A 25,204-nucleotide genomic window follows, 5' to 3' on the forward strand; every position below is an offset into this window, starting at 1 on the left:
TGCGGCGGCGGCGACGGAGGACGGCCCGATGCGCGATCATCCGGACGAGGTGGGGCGGCCGGTACTTCGCCGTCCGCTGCCGTCTCGTCGGTGCCGTCACCGAACGGGCTGCCCGATGATCTGCCGATCCCCCGCCAGATCGTGGAGCAGGACCCGACGGCACTGTCGAAGGGTGCCCTGACCCTCATGTACACGGCCGACAGCACCGTCGACACGGGATTGCGCGACGCCAAACTGCGCGCGGAACGCTACTTCACCGCCGACTACGCGGCCGAGGTCAAGGCAGAAGTACGGCAGTACGTCCCCGCTGAATGGCGGCGGCACCGAGCCTATCTCGCGGTGCGTCTCGAACCGCTCGCGAAAGAGGAGGGAGCTCCGCCCGATGGACCGACCGCCGCTTACCGGCAATGGGAGATGATCGCGACCCCCACGGGGCGGGATAAATGGCGCGGGGATCCCAGAAGGTCCGTGGTCTATGTGGGGCTTACCAGGTCGTCGGCGGAGGCTCCCTGGCGGATCTCCAGCGTGACCGTAAGCGACGAAGACTAGCCCCGGGCAGAGAAACATCGCGACCGGCGATACAGACTTGAGGAGTCATAGGTGAGCAGTGGAGATGATGACGACGTTTACGCCTTCTTGTTCGGTATCGGCGTCATCGTCGTGCTGCTGGGCGGTGTGTTCAGCTTCCTGATCTGGCTGGCGGGCCAGCTGTCCGGCCTGCTGGCGGGAAAGGGCTGGCCGGATTCGGATCCGCTGGACTTCCCGGAGATCGCTTTCAACTTCATCCGGAACCCCGGCGACCCGCACGCCGCGTGGCCGCCGGCGGCCGCCGCCGCCATGGGGGCCGGCCCGCTGTTCTTCTTCCTGCTGATCATGCTCTTCGCCGTGGCGTCGGCGGGTGTCTACGTTGGTTTGCGGGTGTTCCTGAACGTGCGGCGGCACCGGCAGTTCCGGCGGCTGCGCCTGGGCTTCGCCTCCGGCTGGGAGGTCCGCAACCTGCTCAGTGCGCGGACCGTCCTCAGCAAGGCCCAGCAGGTGCGGCCGTCCACCGCGAGCCGGCCGGCGAGCGAGGTGAAGCCCGAGGAGGTGGGCTTCTACCTCGGACGGGACATCAGATCCCGGCGCAAGCTGTACGCCTCGATCGAGGACACGGCGATCATCGTCTCCGCACCGCGGCAGGGCAAGGACGTGCACTTCGTCACGCCCTTCACCATCGACGCGCCCGGCCCCTGCATCGTCACCTCCACCCGGCGGGAGACGTTCGTCAACACCGCGATGGTGCGGGCCCAGTACGGCGAGGTGTATGTGTTCGACCCGTTCAACTGGACCGGGTGGCCGAAGCGGATGCGCTGGTCACCGTTGCAGGGGTGCGAAGACCCGAACGTGTGCGCGGTCAGGTCCGGGACGCTCGTCCAGTCCAGCCATTTCCAGATGGGGGTCGAGGGCACCTACCTCACCGGAGTGCTCACCATCATCCGCTGCCTCCTGCACGCCGGCGCGATCGGCAAGGTCAACTTCCGCGAGGTGATGCGCTGGGTCTACGAGGCGAACGGCGACGAGGCGCTCGACATCCTGCGCCAGGGCGAGCGCGACGGAACCGCCGCACCGGGATACGCCTCGCAGTTCGAGTTCGTCAGAAAGGACGAGGCGGCCTGGACCAACACGATCCAGGTCATGCACTGCTTCTCGCACCCGAACGTGCTGGAGGACTGCTCGCCGCCCCTGGGCGAGGAGTTCGACTTCATCAATTTCCTCAAGGGCCGCAACACCCTCTACTTCGTCGGCAAGCAGCAGCCCGACTGGGGCGGGATCGCGCCGGTCGTCACCACGATCATCGAGCAGTACTTCCGGTCCGCCCGCGGTACGGCGATGAAGAACCCGACCGGACGCCTCGATCCACCCCTGACCTTCGAGTTGAACCAGGCGACCGACATCTGCCCGATGGGCGGCCTGCCGGTGTACATGGGCGAGTCCGGTGGCTACTCGATCTCGGTGCACGTCTACCTGACGTCGCTGGCGGACGCTCGTGCCAGGTGGGGATCGGACGGCGCCGCACGCCTGTGGGAGAACTCGTCCATCAAGATCGTTTCTGGTGGCGCCGGAAGTGCCAAGGACCTCGACGAGCTCTCCGGTCTCGTCGGCAAGGAGAACGGAAAGCACATCCTCAGTCCCGAAGAGCTCAGGACCATGCCCTTCGGCCGCGCTGCGGTCGTCGCGGGCACGGCCCGCCCGGTCGAGATGTGGCTCACGCCGTGGTGGAAGCGCAAGGACGCCGACACCCTCGCCCAGGGCAAGCGGATCGTCGAAGAGAAGATCGCGAAGCAAACCGCGGGTGGGTCCGCCGCGACCGCCACCCCGGATCCCACCACCCCTGATCCAACCGCCGCGGAATGATGTGGTCGGAATTCGTTCGAACGAAAGCGTGAATGCCCAACGTGGAAACCGCATTGTTGACCACCACCCGGCTCTCGATCGAGCTCGGACATCTGGAAACCCGAGCTTTGGGGAAGGATCCCGCGGAGCTGGAGCGTTACTTCCGTCGCCTGCTACCCATGTGGGAAAGAGCGCTCGACAGTGACCCGAACGACGCTCCGGTCAGTACCTGCCTGCTGATCGACGACTATGCCGCGGATCCGAAACCGCCCAAGTACGTGCTGCCCAACATCGTCGAGGCCACCGAGAAGGCCGGGCTCCGGCTGGACTACATCGTCCGGGAGTCCGGCTTGGTCGAGCTGGGCGGCGCCTTGATCGAACTCGGCAGGGCCTTCGTCGACAGAACGGCGCCCCGCCCGCTGCCCAGGTACCTCGCGGTGCGCGAGAGCTCCTACCGGCACTCGATCTCGACCCAGGTGGAACTCTGGAACGACACGCAGCTGGCCTGCGCGCTGCTCGCCTCCGTCTGGCAGCTCGTGCGGCTCGGTGCCGTGGACGCCGGTCTGGGAGAGCCCGCGCTCTGGGAGGACCTCACACTGTCCCGCAGGTGGCGGAACGTCCCGGCGGTCATCCGGATGTCCCCGGAGGCGCCACCGCTCGTCGCGGATCGGACGATCTCCGTCCTGCCCTCCAAACTGCTCATGGTGGAGCACGCCGTCATGACGATTCTCGGCCATATCGCTCCCGAGCAGCGGGACAGGATCGACTACATCTTCACTCAGGAGTGGTGAGCTCCACGCTCAAGCTCTGAGACCTGAATGTTCCTCACGCACGGGCGGTGCATCATGCTGGCCAATGATAAGGTTTCCTGGAATGAATTCGACTCGGAATCGTACTTCAAGGCGAACTACGACTTCGTGGAGTTGCGAACGGACGAACTGCAGCTGATCGAACTCGTCAGTGAGCACTTCCGATTCGCCTCCTCCGTCGAAGACGGTATCGACGTCGGAACGGGCCCGAACATCTATCCGGCTCTGGCGATGCTGCCGGTCTGCGAGTCGATCACCCTGCTGGACTATTCCGAGGCGAATCTCCGCTGGCTGGAGAAGGAACTGCGGGATCCCAGCCCCGCATGGCAGGCGTACTGGGACGTCCTGGCCCGGGAATCCCGCTACCGCGAGATCAGCGAACCGTGGGCGGAGCTCCGCAGGCGGACGACCCTGACGCGGGGAGACGTCTTCGAACTGCCGCGGAACCGCTGGGACATCGGATCCATGTTCTTCGTGGCAGAGTCGATCACGGAGACACCGGGCGAGTTCGAGGAGGCCACCGAGCGTTTCGTGGGTTCTCTGCGCGGAGGAGCCCCGTTCGCGGCGGCCTTCATGGAGCGGTCCGCGGGCTACACGGTGGGTGACCGGCGCTACCCGGCCGTCCCGGTCACCGTCGACGACGTCGCCGGCTGCCTTCGGGACCGCTCCGCCCGCCTGGAGGTCGATCGGATCCACATCAGCGGCGAGGCGCTCCGTGAGGGCTACGGCGGCTTCATCCTCGCCCGAGGCCTGGCGACGGGCTGACGGCAGGCACGGTCGTCGAGTTGGTCCAGCGCTTGTTGGTGTCGTTGACGTCGCGTTCGACCGAGGTGAGTTCCACTCTGAACGGGATGCCGGGGCGGCCGCCGACCTTGACCAGGAACCGGCCCCGCCCCGGCGGTTCGCTGTCCTCGCGGGCGTCGGGGTTCCAGGACGGCGGGGTGGACCAGTCGACGATCATGCGCTGCTCGATACCCGACATCCGCACCACCTCGTTCACCAGTGGCATCTCCGCCTGTGGCAGCCCGCCGCAGATCACCATCCCGGCGCGCTCGGCGAAGCCTTTGGCCTTGAGCCGGTCGGCCTCGTCCTGCAGTGACAGCAGGTCGGCCATGGTGTGGGTGATCAGCACCTGGCCGGCACCGCGCTGCCGGTTCAGCCGGGTCAGGGCGTCGACCCGGTCGACCAGGCCGCGTCCGGAGCGCAGCACTCGCCATAGCTCGTCCAGGACAACGAAGAAGTGCCGTCGTGGTTCCAGGCCCTCATCGGCCAGTGCGTGCGCGGCCTCCACCGCGCCGAACCCGTCCGACCAGCACGCCAGCAAAACGGCGGCCTGTAGTTCGGCGTCGGAGTCGTCGATGCCGCTGATGTCGATGCAGACACCGCCCGGTTTGTCCAGGTCGATCTTGGTGGTGGTGTGCCGGGCGAAGGTCTCTCCCATGGGCCCGTCCAGGATCCCGAGCAGTGAGGCGTGCAGCGGGTCGACGGCGGCGCGGTACTTGGCCTCGTCTCCTCGGGCCAGGGTGACCGAGCGGAGCCGTTCGGGGCCCTCGTCGATCACCTTGATCAGGTCGGGCAGGACGGGCACGCCGGGGTGGCGCTCGTCCAGTACCCGCAGGGCGGCGTTGAGGACGGTGCGTTCGGTGTCGGCGATCGGCCCGCCGCGCAGCACCGTCAGCAGCGCCGCGACCATGTTCAGGCGGCGGCCGTGCGCGTCGGCGACCAGCTTGGTCCGCGCCTGCTCGGGCAGCCGCGCCGCCGCGGCCGCCGTGGCGCCAGGGTCGAGCACGTTCAACGACCCGAGCCCGCGGCCGAGTTTGATGATCTGCCCGCCCAGCGCCCGGATCAGGTCGACGTAGTCGGGTTTGAGGTCCCCCAGCACCATGGGGAACACGCCCTGCCCGACCAGCCCCAGCACCATCCGGCGGATCAGGGTGGATTTGCCCAGCCCGGGTTTGCCCAGCACCAGCGCTGAGGGGTTGTGGATCAGGTTGGCCCGCTGGAACCAGGAGATCGGATCGCAGCACAGCGCGGCGCCGGTGGTCAGCTCCCGGCCCAGCGGCACACCCATCATCGGTGTCCCCGACCCCGCCCCGAACGGCCACAGCCCGCACACCTGCACCGTGGTCCCACGCCACTCAGCCGGCATCTCCACATAGGAGGCCCGTCCCCCGCCGCGGCGGGTGAACCCCCGAAGTCCGGGTTTGGGTTCGGGCCGGCCGGACTTCTTCTCCTTATCCTTCTTGCCCTTCTTCTTGCCCTTCTCGTCTTCTGACGGGCCGTTCACAGGGACTCCCTCACCATCGCCGGGACCTGAAGGTGATCGGGCAGGACGATGCCCACCGGAAGCGCGGCCGCGAACGCCGACGCCTGCGACCCGTACATCCGCCGCAACCGCAGGCGCGCGGGAGCCGCGAGCGTGTCGACGGCGGCGGCCGCGACCGGGAGCTGCTCGGCTGTATGGACGGTCGCGGTGACCAGGACGGTGAACCGGGTCACCCCCGCCCCTCTGGCCTCTTCAAGGGCCGATTGGTCGCTCTTCATGACGTCGAGTTCGTTGCGGGCGGCGTTGGTGGTGCCGTCGAGACGGAACCGCGAGTCCCTGCGGTCGCGTTCCACGATCCGGGCCGCCGAGGCCGGATCATGCGGCCGGTAGAGAAAGGTGACGCGCTTGCGGGCGATGTCGTGATGCGGGGACACCAGACTGGTCATCACGCTCGACAGCACTTCGCCACGGGGCGCCTCGGTCATGCCCCAGGTGATGGAGCGGCCGCTGTCGTGGACGTAGTGGTCCCATGATTCCTGCGCCGCGACCGGACCGACGTCCTCCCACCGCGCCGGCCCGTCGCCGGTCTCCATGTCCGACTGCGCGCCCGGGTCGTAGGCGGTCCGCACAGCCCGGGCGAGCTGGTCGGCGGTCATCGGACGCGCCGAACCCGCACCGGTCATCTCCAGCCCCGCGATCAGCCCCGGGATCCGCATCCCGATCTCCCGCACCATCGCGTCCTGGTCGCGGCGCTTGCCACCGGGATGCGGCAGTGCCGCGAAGGTGACCGCGATCCGGGTGGAGACCCTGGCGCTGCCCACCGGATAGTTCCACACGATCTCCTCCAGCGCCGCCCGCGCCAGATCCGGAGCGTTCGGATCGGTGTTGGCGTGGACCTCGTCACGAAGGCGGTGCCCGAGGTCGGGGGCCGTCTCGACGGTCGCGCTCGCCGCCACACACCCCGGCTCGTAACCGAGCGAGGCCAGCCAGTGCCCCCAATGCGCGACCCACGCGTCGACCTGTTGCTGGTCGACCAGCGCCGCCCCGTCGGCGTTGCACTCGAACACGACGGTGTAATGCCTCGTGGACGGGATCACGACCAGGGCGAACGGGCGCCCGTAAGAGTCGCGGCCCTCCACCAGCCGGGACGCGGCGAGCAACCCCGGAAGCTTGTGGGAGCCGCGCGAGACGACGCTCAACGGCCCCGACCGGTACAGATGCCAGCCCTGCGAACGCCCCCACCACCAGGTCAGCCGGGCCGTGATCGCCTGAAGCGCCGTCCGCCCGTTCCGGTCCTGGAGCACCAGCGGCAGCATGACGACCCCCAGCAGCACGACGCCGATCACGGCGGCCCGTGTCGACACCATCGCCACCAAGGTGAGGATGACCAGCCCGAACATGAGGATCAGGGTGCCGACCAGACCCAGCCGCCCGATCCCCGGAGACACCGGTTTACGCCAGTTCCCGTATGTGGGCTCACGATACTCAGACGCCATTTCAGCTCACCTCATTCCCCGGGCCTACCGGCTGCCGTTCGCATTTCCATGATCGCTGCTGCTTCACCTGCTGCCGATCGCCGTCACCCGGGCACGCTGTCGTCGCGGGGATTGGGATTCGCTCCCGAGGGACCAGTGGGGGGAGGGGTGAGCGGTCGGGTGGCACCGCCCGAACTGGGAGGACCGCTCGAACCGCCCGGAGCGAACCTGTCGACTGCTCCGGCAGCACCCTTGACGGCTTGATCCGCAGCGCCAGAGGCACCTTCGAAGGCCCGATCGGACGCCAGACCGGCCGCCTGAACGGCACGAGCGATATAGGCGGCCCCCGGCGCACCGCTCGGGTCGCCACCCGAATCGGTACCCGAACCACCGATCGGACCCGTCCCGGGCCCACCGCCACTGGAGCCACTCGGGACACTGGCCGGAGCGCCACTGGCCGGGCTACCGCCACCGCCGGTCGTCCACCAGTCCGTGGTACCGCCACTGGCCGGGCTACCGCCGCCGCCCCCGGTATCGCCACTACCGGTCGGGACGCCGCCACCGCTCCCGGTGCCGCCACCACTATCGGTACCGGTGCCGCTCCCGGTGCCGCCACCGGTACCGCCACCGCGTCCGGTGCCGCCACCGCCGGTCAGGCCACCGCCTCCAGACCCGGTACCGCCACGGGTCGGAGTGCCTCCACCGGCCGGGCTACCGCCACCCGGCCGCCCGACATAGGTGATCGAGTTGCCCTCCCCGGTGCCGCTGCCGCTGCCGCCGCTTCCACGGCGAAGCCGGTTCCTCAGCAGAGACTTTCCGTCGGCGTAATTCATCGCGGAACCGCCGAACCAGAAGTGTCCGGCCTGACGTATACCGAACGAGCTGGTGTCCTGGGTGATCGCCGGCATGATGGCGGAATTGACCGTGGGATAGACCACGACCATGGCGACGATCCATGCCAGGCCGACAAGGTGGTCTGTCGTGTAGTCGGACTTCAGGAACTGCTTGCCCGCGGCGAGGCCCGTCGCGCCGAGCGGCGCCCACAGGTAGATCGAGACCAGGATGGCCAGGGCCCGCTTGTAAGCATAGTCTCCATATGAGGTGAACCTCGCTGCGGCGAAGGTGGGCAAAAGTGCAACGAGAATCACCATGGCGGCGGAGCGGAAGAGCATGAGCATCCACTGGATCACCGCGGACACCGTGGCAAATACCGCAAAAACCGCAGAGACCACCATCATGCCCATCGTGCCGGGCACATCAGTGCCACCACCGACCGTTTCGAAATCCTTCATGATGTTGTCGGTCCAGCTGTCATCGCCCGACAGGATCCACCGGCAGTACCCATCGGCGAGCACGTTCGCCACATGGACCACGGTGGCCAGGCAGAGAACCAGGATCGCCAGCTCGAAGAACTGGGACATGAGTGCCCGAAAAGGTTCGCCACTGCGCTTTATGGCAAGCCGGAAAGCCGCAACGAGAAAGCCGCATCCCTGCGCCATCGCGGTGATCCAGTTGGCATGCTGGCGAAGCGTCTGAAGCACTCCGCCCGCACCGTTCGGGGTGTTCATATTCAGGTCATATGCGCCGTTGATGAACCAGCTCGCGAACAATTTAAGGGCGAACGCCGCAGCCGCCAAGAAGATCTCGCCTACGCCTTTAAGAAGCTCGTCGAGAACCAACGGTCAACACCCCCAAAGGGTAAAACCAACAACATCATGCGTGCGAGCGTCACCGAGCCCGGCCGAGGGCGGACCGAGTGCTCCTTCCCTGGAAGCCCTCAGAGTCAAGAGAAGAGGAGGGAAATGAAGCCGAGGGCCGTGCCTCCGGCCGATACGATGCAGGCGACCATCACCCAGGTCAGCCCCGTGGCATGCGCACCGGCCTCACCCCTCTTGTGCCGGAGCGCCATGTTGCCGCCGACGAGCAAGAACCCTGCGACACAGCCACCCAACGCGAACCAGCGCAACCACCCGAGCAACAACTCCGCCGGCGGAGTGACCTTGGAGACCTCGTCCGCGTGACCACGCAGTTTGAGGGTCTCATCCGGGCGGTCTCTGTAGTTCGCTTTAGGCGGCCTATTTCCGGGAATTTCCGCGTTACCAGGGACACCACCACCGCCAGCCCCAGAAGGGGGAGCGCCAGGAGCGCTGATGATATTGACGCCATAGGAATCACAGTATTGCTTTGCCTTTGCAGGCACGTCGCACTTTTCTATCGAACCCATCATGCAGTAATCATAAGCGGGGCCATCTATAAGATGGCATGAAGACTCCGGATTGGCTTGAGCCTTGAGGCAGTTGACCTTCGCGTCACCGCCCAGCGTCATACAGCCGCCCGCGCTTTTGTCTCCGTCGGGCCATTTGGCCAGGGTGGCCGTGTTGCACCATTCCACCACTTCCCTCGGAGGAGGCACCGGAATGTCCTGTCCTGGGGGGGTGGGATCTTGCCTCTCCAGTTTCTGCGTATAAGCCAAGCAAACCAAGAATCCGTATTTCATCTTCTTGGTCTTCTTGTTCCGCTGGTAAGAGCCGACATCAGGGATCTCGGCCTCGTCGCAGCGGCCCTTGCCATTGGCGCGTAGTGAGATCGTCTTGCTTCCGAGAGATACCTGGGCGAACACGTCGCGGTTGTCGGCCTCGACATCGCACACTCTCGCCCGGCCGCTTTTCGGATCGAACTGGAGCCTGCCGCCGGGATCACCGTCGACGGTGTGGATGTCGCTCATCCGGTCCCAGTACTCGTTGTCCCTCGGCTCGGCGAAACCGGCCGGGACCACCCGCCCCGCCGCCTGGGCCGGAACGGAACCGGCCGAGCTCGCGGGGCGTGCGGCGACTTCATCCACCGATTCCCGGGGCAGAGCGATATCCGCCGCGAGCCGTGCGGTTCCCCCCTTCGGTCCGGGCCCGCCCTGACCGTACGTCCCCGGGGCGACGGCGCCCACGCAGCAGGTCACGCCCAGGACGATCCCTGTCACGATGAGCGCGGCAGCCCTCGGGCCTTTCACGCCAGGCCTCTCATCCGCCTAGGACCCGGCGAATTTCTCAACGAAGAGAACCGCGGACGCCACGATGATGCAGGCGGCGCTTGCGATGGCCAGACTTCCCATGTGGCCGCCCGCCTCGCCCCGCTTGTGCTGGTACCCCATCCGGGCGCCGATGACGAGGAAGCCGGCCACGCAGCAGAAGAGCGCACCCCATTTGGCCCATCCGAGCATGGTCTCGAACTTCTCCGCTCCCGGCGGCCGCACCCCGTTTTCGGGCTGGGGGATGCCTCCTCCTCCGGAGGGCGTCGGCGTGGGATCCGCCTGGACCAGGTCGTGAAGCCCCGAGTGGTGCACCAGGTCGCTCGTCCACGTGATCATCGCGTCAAGCATGTGCGTCCTCCGAGATGATGCGATTGAGGTCTTGGGTCAGCCGTGCGTAAGGGGACGGCAACCTGACCTGCGTCGGGGGGTCACCGAGGCGGAGGGCCTCGACCCAGGGGAGTTCCCAGACCTGCGGGACGCCTCCGGAAATGAGGCGCAGCAGTTCCTTCAGCGGCTTGGGGCGCTTTCCGGGGGCGTCGGCGACCGCGACCAGTCCGAGCAGCCGGACGCCCGGCAGCACACCGGCCGCCCACTGCCGGGCGGCGGCCTGGGCCGCGATCAGGCCGGAGGCGTGAGTGCGCGCGACGAGCACCACGCGCGCTTGCCCCGGAGGCTCGGGCACCGGCCAGTACCGTCCGGCGCAGGTGCCGCCCGGGTAGAGCGTGGCCAGCGTGGAGGCGCCGGTTCCCCCGTGGCAGGAGGTGAACCAGACCGCGGGGCCGGGGCCGTTGAAACGGGCGAGCCCCAGCGAGCTGGTGGGCGGCGGCGCCAGGCGCGCCGGTGTGACCGCCCGCGCCTGGAACCGGCCGGCTTGGGGTCCTGCCTGTCCGGGGCCGGGGGCGTACCCCGCCGGCGGGCCCGGTGGGCTCGGCGGACCCGCAGGGCCAGGTGGCGACGGCGATCGGGCCACGTCCGCCATTTGCATGTGTGTTCGACCCCCTTCCACGAACGGTCGCTCGTCGGCCAGGACTGAACCGGCGGGACGAGCGCCTCGGCATAGCTCTGGCGCTTTGCTCTGGACGGTCCGGAAACCGGCGTGATCGTCAACCGGTCGTTGCGGGAATAAGCCCGGCGGTCCGGGCAGGCCGTCTCGGCATCTGGGAAGTCGCAGGTCATTGGAGTGCTCGACGCTCAGTGATGAAGACGACACCGTGCTGGATGACCGCGCAGGACGAGGCGCGGCCGAAGCGGTGTCAGCGCCGCTTCGCGGCGGACGCCGGCCGGGTCGTTCGCAGGGCCCAGAGCGGTGGGCGGGGGTTCCACCACCAGGACAGGCGGCGGGGCAGCGGGCTGGAGCGCCGCAGGCCGGCGGCCAGCAGGCGGACCTGCTCGGACGTGAAGGCGGCGTCGTCCGCCGTGACCGGGCCGCCGAAGCCGGCCGCGTTCACCAGCGTGTTCAGCCGGCGCAGCCGTCCGGGATCGGAACCCGGCAGCTCTGTCGCGAGGCGCGCCGACACGTCCGTTGCCGTGGCGGACGCGGGCACCGCCGAGCCCGCGAGCCGTAGCGCCACCAGGAGTTCCACCCACGCCGCCAGGATCCGGTCGGCCGGCGGGCCTCGCCGGGACCTGCGCCGGCCCGGCAGCCGAAGCAGCGGCGCCGCGACCAGGAAGAGCAGGAGGAACAGGAGGAGCGCCAGCGGAAGGACGGCCAGAAGCAGGGCGGACCCGCCGCCTTCCGACGACCGCGCGGCACCGCCCGCGCCGCCCGCCGCCGCGCTGGGGGCGTCCTTGTCATAGTGCGTTCCCTTGTCTCCCGGCGACTGCGACGAGGGCGGGGGCACCGCCGAGCGCTTCCGCGGGTTGGGGTCGTAGGGCACCCACCCGAGGCCCTCGAAGTAGACCTCGCCCCAGGCCACCGCGTCCCCGGCACGGATCAGGCGGGTGTCGCCGCCGCTCCCCGGTCCGAACCCGACCACCACCCGGCTCGGCAGCCCGGCCGCGCGGGCGAGGACCGCGAACGCGCTGGCGAACTGCTCGGAGGTGGCGCCGCCGCCCTTGCGGCCCGGCGCCACCAGCAGCTCGGCGAGGTCGGCGTAGCCGTGCCCGCCCGGCGCTCCCGGCGCGAAGGTGTAGGAGTCGCGCAGGTACTCGGCGATCCGGGACGCGCGCTGGTGCGCGCTGCCGTCCCCGGCGGCCGAGCGGGCGATCCCGGCCAGCTTCGCCGGCGCGCCCGGCGGCAACCGCAGGTAGCGCTCGAACCCCGGACCGGAGGCGGCCGCGGCGCCGGTGCCCCGCCATCCGCGCCAGTCGGGGACCGCCCCGGTCGCCGTGTACGACCGGCCGGTCACCGGGCCGTCCACGGAGAGCAGCGTGCCGGAGGCGGTGTCGTGCCCGACCGGGATCCCGTCGACCCGGGTGGGAACCCCGGGGACGGGCACCCAGTCGCCGGGCAGGTCGCGGACCGAGACCCGCACCGTGGTCGAGACCGACCCCGGCGGCACCGGGCCGGCGGGCGGCAGGACCGATCCCGCCGGACGGTAGGTGCTGTCGGGCAGCCACACCGGGCCGGTGAACTCCGCGAGGGCGACCCAGCGGAGATCGGTGCGCGGTCCCGACACCGTCATGAGCGGCACGTCGGGGGCGGCGGCCCATCCCGACAGGTACGCGAGCGGGTTGCGCACCTCGCGGGGCCTGTCGGGGACGTCGCCCTGCCCGCGCGGATCGTCCGCCCGCACCGGCCATCCGCCCAGCATCCCGGGCATCGCGACCGCCGCGCCGACGCCGGGAAGGGCCACCGCGCACGCCACCGCCGTCCCCGCCGCGGCGACCCGGGGAAGCGGCCGCCGTCGCGGACGCGCGGCGGAGGGCGTCCTCACCCGCAGCGCGAACCCGGCCCGGGAGGTGTCCGGCGCGGTCTGCGGGGCGGAGGCCAGCGCCGGCGCGGCGGCGCCTCCCAGCAGCCCCACCGACAGGTATCCGGCCTCGATCGCCTCCGGGTTGAGCGCGGCGGCCCCGCACAGGAGCAGCGCGCAGGGGAACAGCGCGGGCAGGACCCGCCCGTCGCGGCGCAGCGCGGTCGCGACGGCGGCGGCGAGCCAGACCGCCAGGACGGGGAACGCCAGCAGGTCCACGGTCGCCGGGGGGTGCGGCGCGGTGGTCAGGATGCGGGGCCCGGAGTGCAGCACGGCGTCCACCACCGCGGGCACCGGCGCCTTGACCGGTCCGGGCGACCAGGCGGCCAGCGCGAGCAGCACGACCGCCGCCGCGGGCAGCCCCGCCGGCACGGCGACGGGCCCCCGCAGCAGCCGGTGCGCCGCCGCCGTGACGGCCGCCGCCGCGATCGCCGTGCCGACGAGGACGGCCGCCACCGGTGCGGGCCGCTCGTACCCGGCGGCCAGCAGCGGTGCCGGGGCCGCCGCCGCCATCGCCACCGTGACCGCCGCGAGGACGTCCCGTCCGCGGCTCACCGCGTCCACCAGCGGCTCTGGTTCCAGCCGGCGGCGAAGTCCTCCGGGGTGTCGGCGTGCAAGAGCCGGACCCCGGACGGGAGCACCGGCGCCGCCGCCCCGGCCGCGGGGCCCACCAGCCCGACCAGGGACAGGACGCGGCGCGCTGAGAGGGCCTCCGCCGCCGCGGCGACGTCCGCCGGAGCCGCGGCGGCGGGCAGCAGCACCACCGCGCGGCCGCGGGGGCCGGAGCGCAGCCGCGCGCAGGCCGCCGGGAAGTCCGCGTCCGGGCGGGCCGCAGCCTCGGCGAGCAGGTCCAGGTGCGCGGTGACGCCCGCGTCCGCGGGCGAGCGGCCGCCGCCGGCCAGGGCCAGGTCGACCGGGACGTCCGGGGCGGCCAGCACGATCGACGCCGCCGCCTCGGCGAGGTCGTCCAGTTCCGCCGGGCCCCGGCGGTCGTCGACGAGGACGCTGACGCCGGGACGGGCCGAGTCGGCGTGCTCGCGCACCATCAGGCGGCCGCGGCGGGCCGACGTCCGCCAGTGGATCTGGCGGATGTCGTCGCCGGGCGCGTGCTCGCGCAGCCCCGCGAAGGCGCCCTCGGTCGCCCGGATCACGGCCGACGAGGTGTCCCGGCCGCCGGAACCGGCCGCGGGCGGCGCGGCGAGTTCGTGGTGCCGGGGATGGACGAGCAGCCGCACGGTCTCGTCGTCGGCCCGCCGGACGGACCGGACGAGCCCGAGCGGGTCGGTGCGCACCAGGTCGAGCGGGCCCACCTCCAGAGCGCCCCGCCGCTCCGCGGACAGCTCGTAGCGGATCTGGTCGCGGGCCCGCCCCAGCGGGAGGACGAAGGCGCCGGCGGGCGTGGTGACGCGTTCGGCGGCGGTCACGCGCCCGGCGTGCCCGCCGCCGGTTTCGAGGGTGACGGTGACGGACCCGCCGGCGCGCACCCGCGCGTTGGTGACGCGGCGGTGCACGCGGGTCGCTCGGGGGCGCCGGGCCAGGGCCGCGGCCAGCGCGACCGTGGGGAACGCCATCACGCCGAGTGCGGCCGGCGCCAGGTAGCCGAGGGCCAGGCCCCCGCCCGCCAGGACGGCCCCCGACGCGAGCAGGCCCCAGCCGCGGCGGGTGGGGCGGGGCGAGCCGCCTCCCATGTCTAGCGCCGGTTCTCGTGCGGGCCGGGCACCGGGACCTCGTCCAGGACCTCGTCCAGCAGCAGGGCGGCCTCCTGCGCGGTGGCGGCGCCCGACAGCGGCACCAGCCGGTGCCCCCACACCGGCCCGGCGAGGGCCTTGACGTCCTCGGGGGTGACGTACACGCGGCCGGCGGCCAGCGCGTACATGCGCGCCCCCTCGCACAGCGCGATGGACGCGCGCGGCGAGACCCCGGCCCGCAGCCGCGGATGCCGGCGGGTGTGCTGGGCCAGCCGCAGCACGTACTCGTAGACCGGGTCGGCGACGATGACCCGGTCGGCGGCGGCGGCGAGCCGCGCCATGCCCTCACCGTCCAGCACCGGGTCCAGGTCCTCGGGGGCGGTGCGGGACGAGCCGCGCATCAGCGCCAGCTCGGCCTCCTCGGCGGGGTATCCCAGCGACAGCCGCATCAGGAAGCGGTCGAGCTGGGCCTCCGGCAGCGGGAACGTGCCCTCCAGGTCGAGCGGGTTCTGCGTCGCGACGACCAGGAACGGGCTCGGCGCCGGATGCGCCGTCCCGTCCACGGTGACCTGCTCCTCCTGCATGACCTCCAGCAGCGCGGACTGGGTCTTCGGCGAGGCCCGGTTGATCTCGTCCACGATGACGACGTTGCCGAAGACCGGGCCGGGGTGGAACTCGAACTCCCGGGTCCGGTCGTTGTAGATCGTCACGCCGGTGATGTCGGACGGCAGCAGGTCCGGGGTGCACTGCACGCGGCGGACCGTCCCGCCGGTCACCGCGGCCAGCGCGCGGGCCAGCGTCGTCTTGCCCATGCCGGGCAGGTCCTCCAGCAGCACGTGCCCGCCCGCGGCGAACGCGGTGAGGACCAGCCGCACCGTCGCGGGCGCGCAGCGGGCCACCGACCCGACGCCCGCCGCCATCCGCTCGAAGGCGTCGGCCGCCAGCACCGCCTCCTCGCCCGTGGGCGCGGCGGAATCGACCGTGGTGATGCTCAACGTCGTCCCTCCCGGTCAGCCGCAGTTGCCCCAGCCGGCCGACGCGCTCGCGCCGGACGCGCCACCGGAGTAGCGGACGCAGATGCCGGACGCGTTCACGTACACCGGCCCTGCGTAGTACTTGAACGTGCCGCTGTCATAGCCGTCGGCGCCTCCGGTCTGCTTCTCCAGCCGGACCCAGACGCTGGTGCCCTTGCCGACGTTCGCGGTCTTCATCGTGACCGCGCAGTTCTTCTTCGTGCTGGGGCTGTAGAGCTGGTAGACGCGCCCGCCGGAGAACGACGACGACCGCTGCACGACGTAGTCGCCGCCGCTGCCGCCGCTGTTGCACACCTGCTGCGGCGTGTACGGGTTCTTCGTCGGCTTCGGCTTCGGCTTAGACGTGGGCTTCGGCTTCGGTTTGGAGGACGGCTTCGATGTCGGCTTCGAGGAGGGCTTCGACGTCGGCTTCGACGATGTCGGCCCAGGCCGCGGCTTCGACGTCGTGGGTCTCGGTGCGGCGGACCCGCCACCGGGGGACGGGGGCCGTGGCTCGCGCGTCGTGGGCGCGGTCGAGGGCCTGGTGCCCCGCTCGGGCCCGGGAGGGGTCGGCGTGGGAGCCTCCGTCCGCGGCGGCGCGGGCGAGATGCGCGTGGGAGGAAGGTCCGGGAGCACGGGGTCGGGGAACCGCGGATCCACCGGGGGGGCCTCCACCAGGGGCGGGCCGTCCCCGGGGGGCGTCCGTCCCGGCCGGTCGCCTCCCCGCCCCGGGCCGACGGGGTACTTGCCGATCATCCTCACCCGGCCGCCGGCGTCCACCACCTGCGCGTTCGGGCTGCCGGGCGCGTTGACGAACAGGTTGTTCTCCCGGACCTGCAGGACCAGGTCGCCGCGTCCCTCCGGCATGGAGAGCACCCCGGTCTGCCGTCCGGTGGGGTCCTGGATCCGGACCTGCCCGGTCTCCCGGACGGGGATGTACACCTTGCCCGCGAACGGCACGGCCGGCTCTTGGACGGGATCGCGCAGCGGCGACGACAGGACCGGGCCGCCCTTGCCGACGTCGCCCAGCGTGACCAGCGCACCGGCGGCCGGGACGGTGACGACCGCGAGCGCGCCGTGCGTGCGGTCGGGCACCATCGCCCCGGCGAGCGGGACCGGCGCCGTGATCCGGCGGGCGCCGCTTTCGGTCGCGACCACCAGGTCGCGCCCGCCGCGGTCGACCGCGAGCGCGCCCTGGTCGAGCACGCTCAGCACGAGGTCGGCGCCGGGCTTGGCGACCTCCACGGTGCGGGAGACGGCGACGCCCTGCGCGGAGACCTTCAGCGCCGCGACCGTCCCCTGGCCGGGCACCCCCACCCACAGCAGCCCGGCGGAGTCGAACTCGCCGCCGACCAGCGGCCCGGGCAGCCGCAGGACGGGCCCCACGGGACGCAGCGTGGCGGGATCGAGCGCGCGCACCTCGCCGGTGGTGCGGCCGACGATCGCGGCCACGGACGAGCCCATCACCAGATGCTGGTCGTCCTTGGTCCCGACGTTCAGCCGTCCCGACAGGCCGAGGCCGCTCAGGTCCAGGGAGGACACGCGCCCGGTGTCGAGGTCGTGGATGAGCAGGTGCTGGTCGTTCTGGGTGACCTGCACCCGGTGGCCCTTGGCGTCGGTCACCTCGCGGCGCTGCTCCACCTTGCCGCTGTCGGGGTTGACCCTGTCCACCTCGCCGGCCGTCCGGCTCCAGAGCCAGGCGCTGCCGTCGAACGACTCGACGGCCTGGCCGACCCGGCCACCGCCGAACAGCGTCGCCGCCAGCGCCACGACCGCCAGGCCCGCCGCGCCCCAGCCGCCGAGGCGCGAGCGCCCCTTCGCCTCGGTCCTTCCACGCGCCATCGGAGGCACTCCTTCGTCTTCTTCCACGCTGTGCACACGCATGAGGGATCCCCAGGGCTGACCGTCCGGAGCGGCGCACGATGCGCATCTCGAAATCGGGGACGGATCCGCGACGCGCGCCGCGAGCGCCGAGGGCCCGCCGATTCCGCCGCAGGGTGGGGATGGCGGCGAGGCCTTTTGCCTGGACTGTCATCAGTGGAAACCGGATTCGTCCCAGTCCGGCCGACGACGACAGCACTGAGGACACGTGTGATGACTACTGCGCCCGACCTCGTGGTGGCGGGAGACCGGGGCCTGTCAGGGAAACTGCGCGGCACCGGACGGTTCCGGACCGTGATCGACGTCGCCTCCGCCACCGAGCTGTGGGAGCTGCACGAGAGCGGCCATGTGGGGCCCCCGGCCGCGTTCGTGTTCGGGCCGGAATTCGACGAGAACCTCCCCGGGGCGGGAGTCCCGCACCTGGCCGGCGACCTGGCCGCGCGAGGCTCCACCGTGCTCGTCCACGGCTTCTTCACCGAACGCGGCGACCTTTTCGGTCCAGAAGTGATCGCGAACACCGGGCCGCTGTCCTTGTCGGATCTGATGACGATGCTCGGCGCCCCCGAGCCCACCGGCGGCGCGGAGCCTGACCTGCTCCCCGAGCCGCCCCCGGAGCCGTGGGCGCTCCCGACGGCGGTGCCCTCCGAACCGGTCGCCCGTCCGGACCGTCCGGGAGACGCCCCGGAGCGACCGCGTCCGGGAGACCTTCCGGAACCGCCGCATCCGGGCGAAGCCGCGGAGCCGCCGCCGGACAGGTCCGTCGCTCCGACCGACAAACTGGTCGCTTCCTGGCGGACATCCCGGGCTGCCACCGCCCCCGAGGCCGCCCCCGAGGCCGCCCCCGACGCCGCCCCCGACGCCGCCCCCGCACCCGTTCCCGCGCCCGTTCCCGCGCCCGGCCCTGTCCACGTGCCCGGCGACGGCGACGCCCCGGTCGAGCCCGTGGAGCCCTCTCCCTCCAACGACTGGGAGAACCTCACGGGATGGTCATGGGAGGAGACGGCACCCGAGCCGGGTGACACCTTCGACCCCCGGGAGGCGGCGGCGGCCCTGGCCGCGCCCGCGGCTCCGGTCCACCGCCGCGGGCGCCGCAAGCCCGTGCTGGCGGCGGCCCTGGCGGTCCTCGTCCTCGCCGGGACGGCGGTCGGTGTCACCACCCTGACGGCCGGGAGCGAGACCACCGGGCGGCCGACGCGAGCGGCGTCCTCGCCGCCGGCCCCTTCACCGGCGCGAACGCCCGGGACGCCGGCCCCCGGGACGCGGACGTCCCAGGCGAAGCCCTCCCGGCCTCCCGCGTCCGCCCCGACGTCGCTGAAGCCCGTCCAGGAGTACGTGCCGGGGCAGGTGCGGATCGTCGACGGCAGGATCTCGATCGAGGTCACCTGGACGGACCGCAGCGGGGGGCGGGCCGCGCACTATGTCGTCGGCGGTCCGTCGGGGCGCCCGCCCTCGACGCTCGCCAGCGCCATGCCGGGGACCGCGAAGGTCACGGTCACCGCCCTGAACCCGAGCGTGGACTACTGCCTGACCGTGGTCGCCGTCATGGACGTCGACCGGGTCTCCCAGGCCAAGCCCGTCTGCACCCACCGCGTCCCGCGACGCGGGTGACAGCAAGGAGTACCAACACGTGACACTGGTGAACGACGCGGCTCCCGCGGTGGGATCCACCGGTCGCAAGTTCCGTGCCTTCACGGCCAAGCACCTGGAGGAGTTGACCGCTCGGGCGGGGTTGTCGCCCGAGCAGCGGCTGGCGACCCGGGCGGTGGCCACGGTGCTGCCGTTCAGGACCAACGCCTATGTGGTCGAGGAGCTCATCGACTGGTCGGCGGCGCCCGATGATCCGATGTACCGGCTGGTGTTCCCGCAGGAGGACATGCTGCCGGCCGAGGATGTGGCGGTGTTGTCGGATCTGTTGCGGCGCGATGCGCCCAAGGCCGAGGTGGAGGCGGCGGCGCATCGGGTGCGGATGAAGCTGAACCCGCATCCGGCCGGGCAGATGGAGCTGAACATCCCCAGCTTCGGGGACGGCAAGATCCCCGGGATGCAGCACAAGTACGACGAGACGGTGCTGTACTTTCCCAAGCAGGGGCAGACCTGTCACGCGTACTGCACCTACTGCTTCCGGTGGGCCCAGTTCGTGGGCGAGGCCGATCTGAAGATGGCCGGGGACCGGCCGGCCGCGTTGCGCGACTACCTGCTGGCGCATCCGCAGGTGACCAGTGTGCTGTTCACCGGCGGCGACGCGATGATCATGGGTGAGCCGGTGCTGCGCCGCTACATCGAGCCGCTGCTGGAGTTGGAGCAGCTGGAATCGATCCGGATCGGGACCAAGTCGCTGGCCTACTGGCCGCAGAAGTTCGTCACCGATCCCGATGCCGAGCCGATGCTGCGGTTGTTCGAGCAGGTGGTGGAGTCGGGTAAGAACCTGGCGTTCATGGCGCACTTCACCCATCCGCGGGAGTTGGAGCCGCTGATGGTGACCGAGGCGTGCCGCCGGATCCGCGACACCGGCGCGGTGATCCGGACGCAGGCGCCGCTGATCCGCACGATCAACGATGATCCGGCGGTGTGGGAGGGCATGTGGCGGACCCAGACCCGGCTGGGGCTGGTGCCGTACTACATGTTCGTCGAGCGTGACACCGGCCCGCAGGACTACTTCGCGGTACCGCTGGCGCGGGCGTATGAGATCTTCCGGGACGCCTACAAGAACGTCTCGGGGCTGGCGCGGACGGTGCGAGGCCCGTCGATGTCGGCCACCCCCGGCAAGGTCTGCGTGGACGGGGTGGTGGAGGTGATGGGCCACAAGGTGTTGGCGTTGCATTTCATCCAGTGCCGCGACGCCGACCTGGTCGGCAAGCCCTTCTTCGCCCACTACGACCCCGACGCGGTCTGGCTGGACGACCTCAAACCCGCCTTCACCGACCGCTTCCCCTGGCAGTAGGCCTCGGCGGTGGTCAAGCCGCGGCGCCTTGAGGGGCGGGTGTCAGAGCGGGCGGCCCAGGTGCCGGCGCCTGGCCGGGTACGGGCCGGTCAGGTACAGGGAGCGCACGGCCGCGAGGCGCACCCCCAGCTCCTTCGCCCACGCGGCCGGCCGGCCGGTGAAGAACAGGCGCCGCGGCGTGTCGTCGGGACGGACGAACTGGCACAGGCCGTCCCCGCGTCCGAGGCTCACGGTCTGCATGATGTACCCGAACCGGTGGCCGCGCGGGATCCGCCCGGTCAGCCGGTCGGCGATCGCGTCGGCGGCGGTCACCGCCATCGGGATCCCCGTGGCGCACGCCATGCGCAGCTCCCGCCCGCCGGGGCCGATCACCCGGGCCGCGTCGCCGATGACGTACAGGTCGGCGTCCGTCGTCGAGCGCTGGGTGTCGTCGACGAGCGCGCGCCCGTCGTCGTCCACCTCCAGGCCCGACTCGCGGGCGAGCGAGGGCACCGAGAAGCCCGCGTTCCAGATCACGGCGCCGGCCTCCACGCGGGTGCCGTCGACGAGCACCAGGCCGTCGGCGGTCACCTCCTTGACCTTGGCGTGCTCCCTGATCTCGACTTCGAGGGCCGACATGACGCGCCGCACGTGGGCGCGTCCGCCCTTCGACAGCCCGGGGCCGACCACCTCGCCCGACACCAGGCACACGCGCAGGTCCGGGTAGAACTCGGCGAGCTCGGCCGCCGTCTCGATGCCGGTCAGCCCGCCGCCGACGACGCAGACGCGGCGGCCGGACGCGGCGAGCTCGCGCAGCGCCTTGCTCGCGAAGGCCCGCGCGTGCTCGACGTCGGCCAGCGAGTACGCGTGGTCCGCCACGCCCGGCACGGTCTCGGTGTCGGCGCCGCTGCCGAGCGCGTACACCAGCGTGTCGTAGCCGATGACCCGCGAACGCTCCTCCGTCCGCAGCCTCACCTGCCTGGCCCGACGGTCGAGGGCGACCACCTCGCCGACGACGACCCTGACGCCGGTGCCGCGCACCATGCCGGCGAGGGTGCGGGTGGGCAGCCTCTGCCCGGTCGCCATCTGGTGGAGCCGGATGCGTTCCACGAAGTTCTCGTGGTCGTTGACGAGGGTGACCCGGACCTCGTCCCGGCGGACCTGCCGCGCGATGCGCTTCGCCGCCAGCAGTCCGGCGTAACCCCCGCCGATCACGAGCACGTGGTAAGCCATCCGCCTCCACCCTTCACGCATCGACGTACCAACGTGCTTACGACATCCAGGGCGATGAGGGGCGTGACATCGCGCAGGTGTGGCCTCAGTCACATCGGAGCGGCCGCCGGCGCGGGACCGGGAGTTGTCGTGGCGGAGGATTCCCGGACGGTCGGGCACCACAGGCCACGAGGGAAGAGACCTCATGATCGAGACAACTGCCACGGACCCGGTTCCCCCGGCACACGACGACGCCCGGTGGGTCGTCGCGCACGAACCCACGCTCGGGGCGGTGCGGGCCGCGGAGGGGCTTCTCCGCGCGGCCCTCCGAGGATGGGGGATACGGGACTTCAAGGTCATCGCCGCCGCGCAGGTCGCCGCCAGCGAACTGGCGGGCAGCGCCGTGCGCGACCGGCTGGACACGGGCCGTTCCGACGACCTCGACATCACGGTCCGGCTCGTGCGCAAGCGCGAGAAGTGCTACGTCAGGATCGAGGTCTCCCACACCGCTCCGGGGTGGCCGGACGAGAGCGACTGGTCCGCCAGGTTCACCGGCCTCGACCTGACTCCGGCGACGTTCGGCACCCGCCGCTCGGACGATTACGAAGGCATGTGGGCTGAAATAGACACCACCCCCGCATAGCCAGGCTAAGCAATTCCCCAGGGCAGGCTTATTCGATATCGGCTCTTGCCATCGCCGAACTCCCCCGGACGGTACCCACCGATGGGCACAGTGGCGTGCCCATCGAGGTGGACGGTCAAGGGGAACCATGATCTGGAATCTGATCGAGTCGCGGAAGGCGGGCGCCTCGGCGCGAAGGATGCTGTGGCTGGCCTTCTGGGGTGAACGGGCCCGTGGCTACGCCACGGCGGTCCGGATGCACATCCCCGAGGACGAGGTGGTCGCGGCGGTCAGGCGCGGCATCTCGCTGAGCGACTACATCCGAGCACGTGAAGCGGCCTCCCACACCGAGACGCTGGAGGCCCATGCCGCGGCCGGCGACCTCTTCGAGTACACGTGGCAGCGTGGATTCGGTCGTGCTCACCGTCCGGCGATGGACGCGGCCGAGGGGAAGCCGCTCTCCGAGAACGACCGCGAAGAGGTCGAGGCGGCACCGGACGCCGGCGCCCGCGAAACACTCCGCGAAGACCGCACGCGAACCCCGCTGGAGGAGAAGGTCTTCTCAGAGGTGCCAATTGAGGCTGTCTACGAACACCAGCCGCACTAGCATAGCCAGCCATCCGGAATCCTTCGCGTCCTTCTTGCTTAAATGGCCCGTCGCGATCCTCGCGATCGGTTAAATTTCAATTGACACGCCTCTTGACAATGGCCGGTCCCGTCCTGACCCCGCGGCAGGGACCGGCGGGAGCGAGGGCGTCGGAGCCAAGCGCACCGCCGCCTCACCCCCAGAGGAAGCCACCACGAGTGGTCACCCCAGGTCAACGCAGTGAACCCGTCCCACGCCGCCCGTCCCCCGTGGCACAATGACCGAGTCGACCAAGATCATTCTTAACCGACCGGGACGCCGAAACGGCGGCGTCCCCTCGCCCGCGGCCGCACCCCGCAGGCGGACCCATGGTCCCCGGACCAGGTCGTACGGGGTCCGCCGCGGGCCTCTCCCCCATACCTCAGAGAAACCGTCCCATCTGCAAGAGGGCTCCATGGCACATCAGCCGACGGTCCGCACAGCCAGCAGGCCCGCGTCCCGGGCAGTTCCCATCGTGACCTTCGCCGCCGTCCACCCCCCGCGCGGACGGCACCGGCCGGGCGGGATCCGGTGAGCGCACGGCGGCTCACGTCCCGGGCCATGAGCGCGGCGCTGTCCAGGCTGGGCAAGAGGATCGCCACGTTCTGGACGGGACCGTGGAGGGCGGACGAGCTGGAACGCGAACGCTCCAGGCTCAGCACCGTGATCGACCACTCCGACGTCGCGATCCTGGCCGTCGACGCGCGCGGCAAGGTCGTCACCTGGAACGCGGCGATGGCGGAGCTGACCGGCCTGCCCGGGTCGTCCGCCATGGGGAGGCGCGTCGACGACCTCTTCACGCTGACCGACGAGGACGGCGACGCGGTGAGCATCGCCGAGCGGCCCCGGGGCAGCGCCCGGCTGACCTCGACCGCCGGCCGCTCCCGCTGGGTGGAGTTCTCGTCCTCGGCCATGCCGGCCGGAACCGCGCCGAAGCTCCTGACCGCGGTGTTCGTCGACAAGTCCGCGAAGCGGCAGCTCGAATACACGCGGCACCTGGTGCTCGCCTCCATCCACCACGAACTGCACGGCCCGCTCACGATGATCCGCGGGCACGCCCAGCTGCTCGAACCGACCGTCTCCAACGAGTCCTCGGCCGAGTCGCTGGAGGCGATCGCCGAAGCGGTCGACATGATGCAGCACGTCATCGCCGACCTGGTCTCGCTCGTCGACGACGACCGGACGGAACGGCCGACCACGACGGCGGAGCCCACCGAGGTGAAGCCGCTGGTCCGCAGGACGCTGCTGAGCCTCCCGTCCGTGGGGGCGCGCACCGTCATCTCGGCGGAGCCGGACCTCGCCGTCATGGCCGACCCCGTGCATCTGCGGCAGTGCCTGCTCCTCCTGCTCAACAACGCCGAGAAGTACGCCCCCGAGGGGACGATCACCATCACCACGCGCAGGGACGGCACTCACGGCGTGATCGGCATCGCGGACGAGGGCCCGGGGATCCCGCCCGCCCGGCGCGATCTGGCCCTCAAGCCGTACTACCGGCTGCCCGCCACGCGGGACCTGCCCGGTTCCGGGCTGGGGCTGCACATCGCCGAGACGCTGATGACCACGATGAACGGCCGGATCGAGCTGGCGGACGCGCCGTCGGGCGGCCTCAAGGTCAGCCTGTGGCTGCCGCTGGCCACCGCGGGCAAGGCGGAGGAACCACCGGCCAAGGCGCAGAGACCCGCGGCCAAGGCAGCGGAACCACCGGCCAAGGCGGAGAGACCCGCGGCCCCGGCGGGGAAGGACACGACCGGCAACGCGTCGTGGCGGGTAACGGTGGACGCCCGGCGGAACTGAGGATCAGTGATCCGTCAGCGAGGCCACGAGGGCCCTGAGCTCCCCGAGGTCGAACGGCTTGCCGAGGACGCGGGTCCGCACGCCGTCGTCCAGGTGGGCCGACGCCTGGGCGGAGGCGGTGACCACCAGCACCGGCAGCTCCGCCGTGCGGGCGTCGGCGCGGAGCCTGTCCAGGAGGTCGGCGCCGTCCATGTCGGGCAGCATCCGGTCGAGCACGACCAGGTCCGGCGCGGGCGCCTGGCTGAGCATCGTCCAGCCGTTCTCCCCGTCCTCGGCGAGGACCGGCTCGTGCCCGTCACGCTGCAAGACGGCACGGAGGAGCTGACCGACCCGGGAGTCCTCGACGATAAGCACCCGCACGTTTCGTCCTCTGTTCTGGAGGCGTCACGACGACACCGGCGTGACCGACGCGGACGTTACCAGTGCGCCGTCCCGCGCCCGGGCACCCCCCGCGCCGCAGAGCCGCCCAGAAACCCCGAAACGCCCCGGAACCGGCTAGACGCCGCGGATCGTCCAATGCCGACCGAAGAGTCGATCAAGACAGATGGAGGCGGCGCGTGACTGTTCGATCACCCCAAGCACATCAACC

21 protein-coding genes are annotated in these 25,204 nt (G+C 71.1%); 9 read left to right on the plus strand and 12 right to left on the minus strand.

Annotation, left to right across the window (positions count from 1 at the left end; all coding sequences use genetic code 11):
• The first annotated feature begins 90 nt into the window (after positions 1-90).
• The 4 genes from K8Z49_RS27665 (at position 91) to K8Z49_RS27680 (ending at position 3,947) form a co-directional block, all read left to right on the plus strand.
• Complete coding sequence (locus K8Z49_RS27665) at positions 91-549, plus strand: hypothetical protein (RefSeq protein WP_412515591.1); 459 nt, start codon at positions 91-93, stop codon at positions 547-549.
• Between the two features lie 51 nt (positions 550-600).
• Positions 601-2,394, plus strand: coding sequence for a type IV secretory system conjugative DNA transfer family protein (locus K8Z49_RS27670; protein WP_412515592.1), 1,794 nt, complete (start codon positions 601-603; stop codon positions 2,392-2,394).
• A 158-nt stretch (positions 2,395-2,552) separates the two neighbouring features.
• Positions 2,553-3,164 (plus strand): hypothetical protein, encoded by a 612-nt coding sequence (locus K8Z49_RS27675; protein ID WP_412515593.1) that lies wholly within the window; start codon positions 2,553-2,555, stop codon positions 3,162-3,164.
• Between the two features lie 54 nt (positions 3,165-3,218).
• The gene (locus tag K8Z49_RS27680; protein WP_412515594.1) at positions 3,219-3,947 is read left to right on the plus strand and encodes an SCO2525 family SAM-dependent methyltransferase; all 729 of its coding nucleotides are present in this window, start codon (positions 3,219-3,221) and stop codon (positions 3,945-3,947) included.
• On the opposite strand, the gene K8Z49_RS27685 is transcribed toward K8Z49_RS27680, so the two are convergent.
• The 10 genes from K8Z49_RS27685 to K8Z49_RS27730 all read right to left on the minus strand — a co-directional run bounded on the left by K8Z49_RS27685 (position 3,916) and on the right by K8Z49_RS27730 (position 17,403).
• The gene (locus K8Z49_RS27685) at positions 3,916-5,469 is read right to left on the minus strand and encodes an ATP/GTP-binding protein (RefSeq protein ID WP_412515595.1); all 1,554 of its coding nucleotides are present in this window, start codon (positions 5,467-5,469) and stop codon (positions 3,916-3,918) included. The two genes, K8Z49_RS27680 and K8Z49_RS27685, sit on opposite strands and share 32 nt — an antisense overlap.
• Complete coding sequence (locus K8Z49_RS27690; RefSeq protein ID WP_256255855.1) at positions 5,466-6,896, minus strand: SCO6880 family protein; 1,431 nt, start codon at positions 6,894-6,896, stop codon at positions 5,466-5,468. The genes K8Z49_RS27685 and K8Z49_RS27690 overlap by 4 nt, the downstream gene beginning before the upstream one ends.
• A 131-nt stretch (positions 6,897-7,027) precedes the next feature.
• On the minus strand, positions 7,028-8,602 hold the full coding sequence (locus K8Z49_RS27695) for a hypothetical protein (protein WP_412515596.1): 1,575 nt from the start codon (positions 8,600-8,602) through the stop codon (positions 7,028-7,030).
• Positions 8,603-8,706: 104 nt separating this feature from the next.
• Positions 8,707-9,765, minus strand: a complete 1,059-nt coding sequence (locus K8Z49_RS27700; protein ID WP_143118855.1) for a hypothetical protein — start codon at positions 9,763-9,765, stop codon at positions 8,707-8,709.
• 180 nt (positions 9,766-9,945) lie between these two features.
• On the minus strand, positions 9,946-10,296 hold the full coding sequence (locus K8Z49_RS27705) for a hypothetical protein (protein WP_083598561.1): 351 nt from the start codon (positions 10,294-10,296) through the stop codon (positions 9,946-9,948).
• Positions 10,289-10,933: a DUF6668 family protein gene (locus tag K8Z49_RS27710; RefSeq protein WP_338059727.1), complete on the minus strand. Its 645-nt coding sequence runs from the start codon at positions 10,931-10,933 to the stop codon at positions 10,289-10,291. Before K8Z49_RS27710 ends, K8Z49_RS27705 begins: the two co-directional genes overlap by 8 nt.
• A 268-nt stretch (positions 10,934-11,201) precedes the next feature.
• Positions 11,202-13,415, minus strand: coding sequence for a transglutaminaseTgpA domain-containing protein (locus K8Z49_RS27715; RefSeq protein WP_412515597.1), 2,214 nt, complete (start codon positions 13,413-13,415; stop codon positions 11,202-11,204).
• A complete protein-coding gene (locus tag K8Z49_RS27720) occupies positions 13,412-14,548 on the minus strand; it encodes a DUF58 domain-containing protein (protein WP_111830836.1) in 1,137 nt (378 codons plus the stop codon). The genes K8Z49_RS27715 and K8Z49_RS27720 overlap by 4 nt, the downstream gene beginning before the upstream one ends.
• A gap of 2 nt (positions 14,549-14,550) precedes the next feature.
• Complete coding sequence (locus K8Z49_RS27725) at positions 14,551-15,468, minus strand: AAA family ATPase (RefSeq protein ID WP_081842963.1); 918 nt, start codon at positions 15,466-15,468, stop codon at positions 14,551-14,553.
• A 90-nt stretch (positions 15,469-15,558) separates the two neighbouring features.
• On the minus strand, positions 15,559-17,403 hold the full coding sequence (locus K8Z49_RS27730; RefSeq protein WP_075024870.1) for a hypothetical protein: 1,845 nt from the start codon (positions 17,401-17,403) through the stop codon (positions 15,559-15,561).
• 252 nt (positions 17,404-17,655) lie between these two features.
• Between K8Z49_RS27730 and K8Z49_RS27735 the strand changes: the two genes are divergently transcribed.
• Complete coding sequence (locus K8Z49_RS27735; protein ID WP_412515598.1) at positions 17,656-19,050, plus strand: hypothetical protein; 1,395 nt, start codon at positions 17,656-17,658, stop codon at positions 19,048-19,050.
• Positions 19,051-19,069: 19 nt separating this feature from the next.
• Complete coding sequence (locus K8Z49_RS27740; RefSeq protein WP_412515599.1) at positions 19,070-20,383, plus strand: KamA family radical SAM protein; 1,314 nt, start codon at positions 19,070-19,072, stop codon at positions 20,381-20,383.
• A gap of 42 nt (positions 20,384-20,425) precedes the next feature.
• On the opposite strand, the gene K8Z49_RS27745 is transcribed toward K8Z49_RS27740, so the two are convergent.
• Entirely contained in the window at positions 20,426-21,595 is a 1,170-nt protein-coding gene (locus tag K8Z49_RS27745; RefSeq protein ID WP_412515600.1) for an NAD(P)/FAD-dependent oxidoreductase, read from the minus strand.
• Positions 21,596-21,779: 184 nt separating this feature from the next.
• Between K8Z49_RS27745 and K8Z49_RS27750 the strand changes: the two genes are divergently transcribed.
• The 3 genes from K8Z49_RS27750 to K8Z49_RS27760 all read left to right on the plus strand — a co-directional run bounded on the left by K8Z49_RS27750 (position 21,780) and on the right by K8Z49_RS27760 (position 24,615).
• The gene (locus tag K8Z49_RS27750; protein WP_021597242.1) at positions 21,780-22,217 is read left to right on the plus strand and encodes a hypothetical protein; all 438 of its coding nucleotides are present in this window, start codon (positions 21,780-21,782) and stop codon (positions 22,215-22,217) included.
• Positions 22,218-22,344: 127 nt separating this feature from the next.
• A complete protein-coding gene (locus tag K8Z49_RS27755; protein ID WP_412515601.1) occupies positions 22,345-22,803 on the plus strand; it encodes a hypothetical protein in 459 nt (152 codons plus the stop codon).
• A 579-nt stretch (positions 22,804-23,382) separates the two neighbouring features.
• Entirely contained in the window at positions 23,383-24,615 is a 1,233-nt protein-coding gene (locus K8Z49_RS27760) for an ATP-binding protein (RefSeq protein ID WP_412515602.1), read from the plus strand.
• A 3-nt stretch (positions 24,616-24,618) separates the two neighbouring features.
• Here the strand turns inward: K8Z49_RS27760 and K8Z49_RS27765 are convergent, their stop codons facing one another.
• Positions 24,619-24,975 carry a response regulator gene (locus K8Z49_RS27765; RefSeq protein ID WP_021597245.1) on the minus strand — a complete coding sequence of 119 codons (357 nt, stop codon included), beginning with the start codon at positions 24,973-24,975 and terminating at the stop codon, positions 24,619-24,621.
• Positions 24,976-25,204 lie beyond the last annotated feature (229 nt).

This window comes from Actinomadura madurae (assembly GCF_047130825.1).
GTDB lineage: Bacteria > Actinomycetota > Actinomycetes > Streptosporangiales > Streptosporangiaceae > Spirillospora > Spirillospora madurae.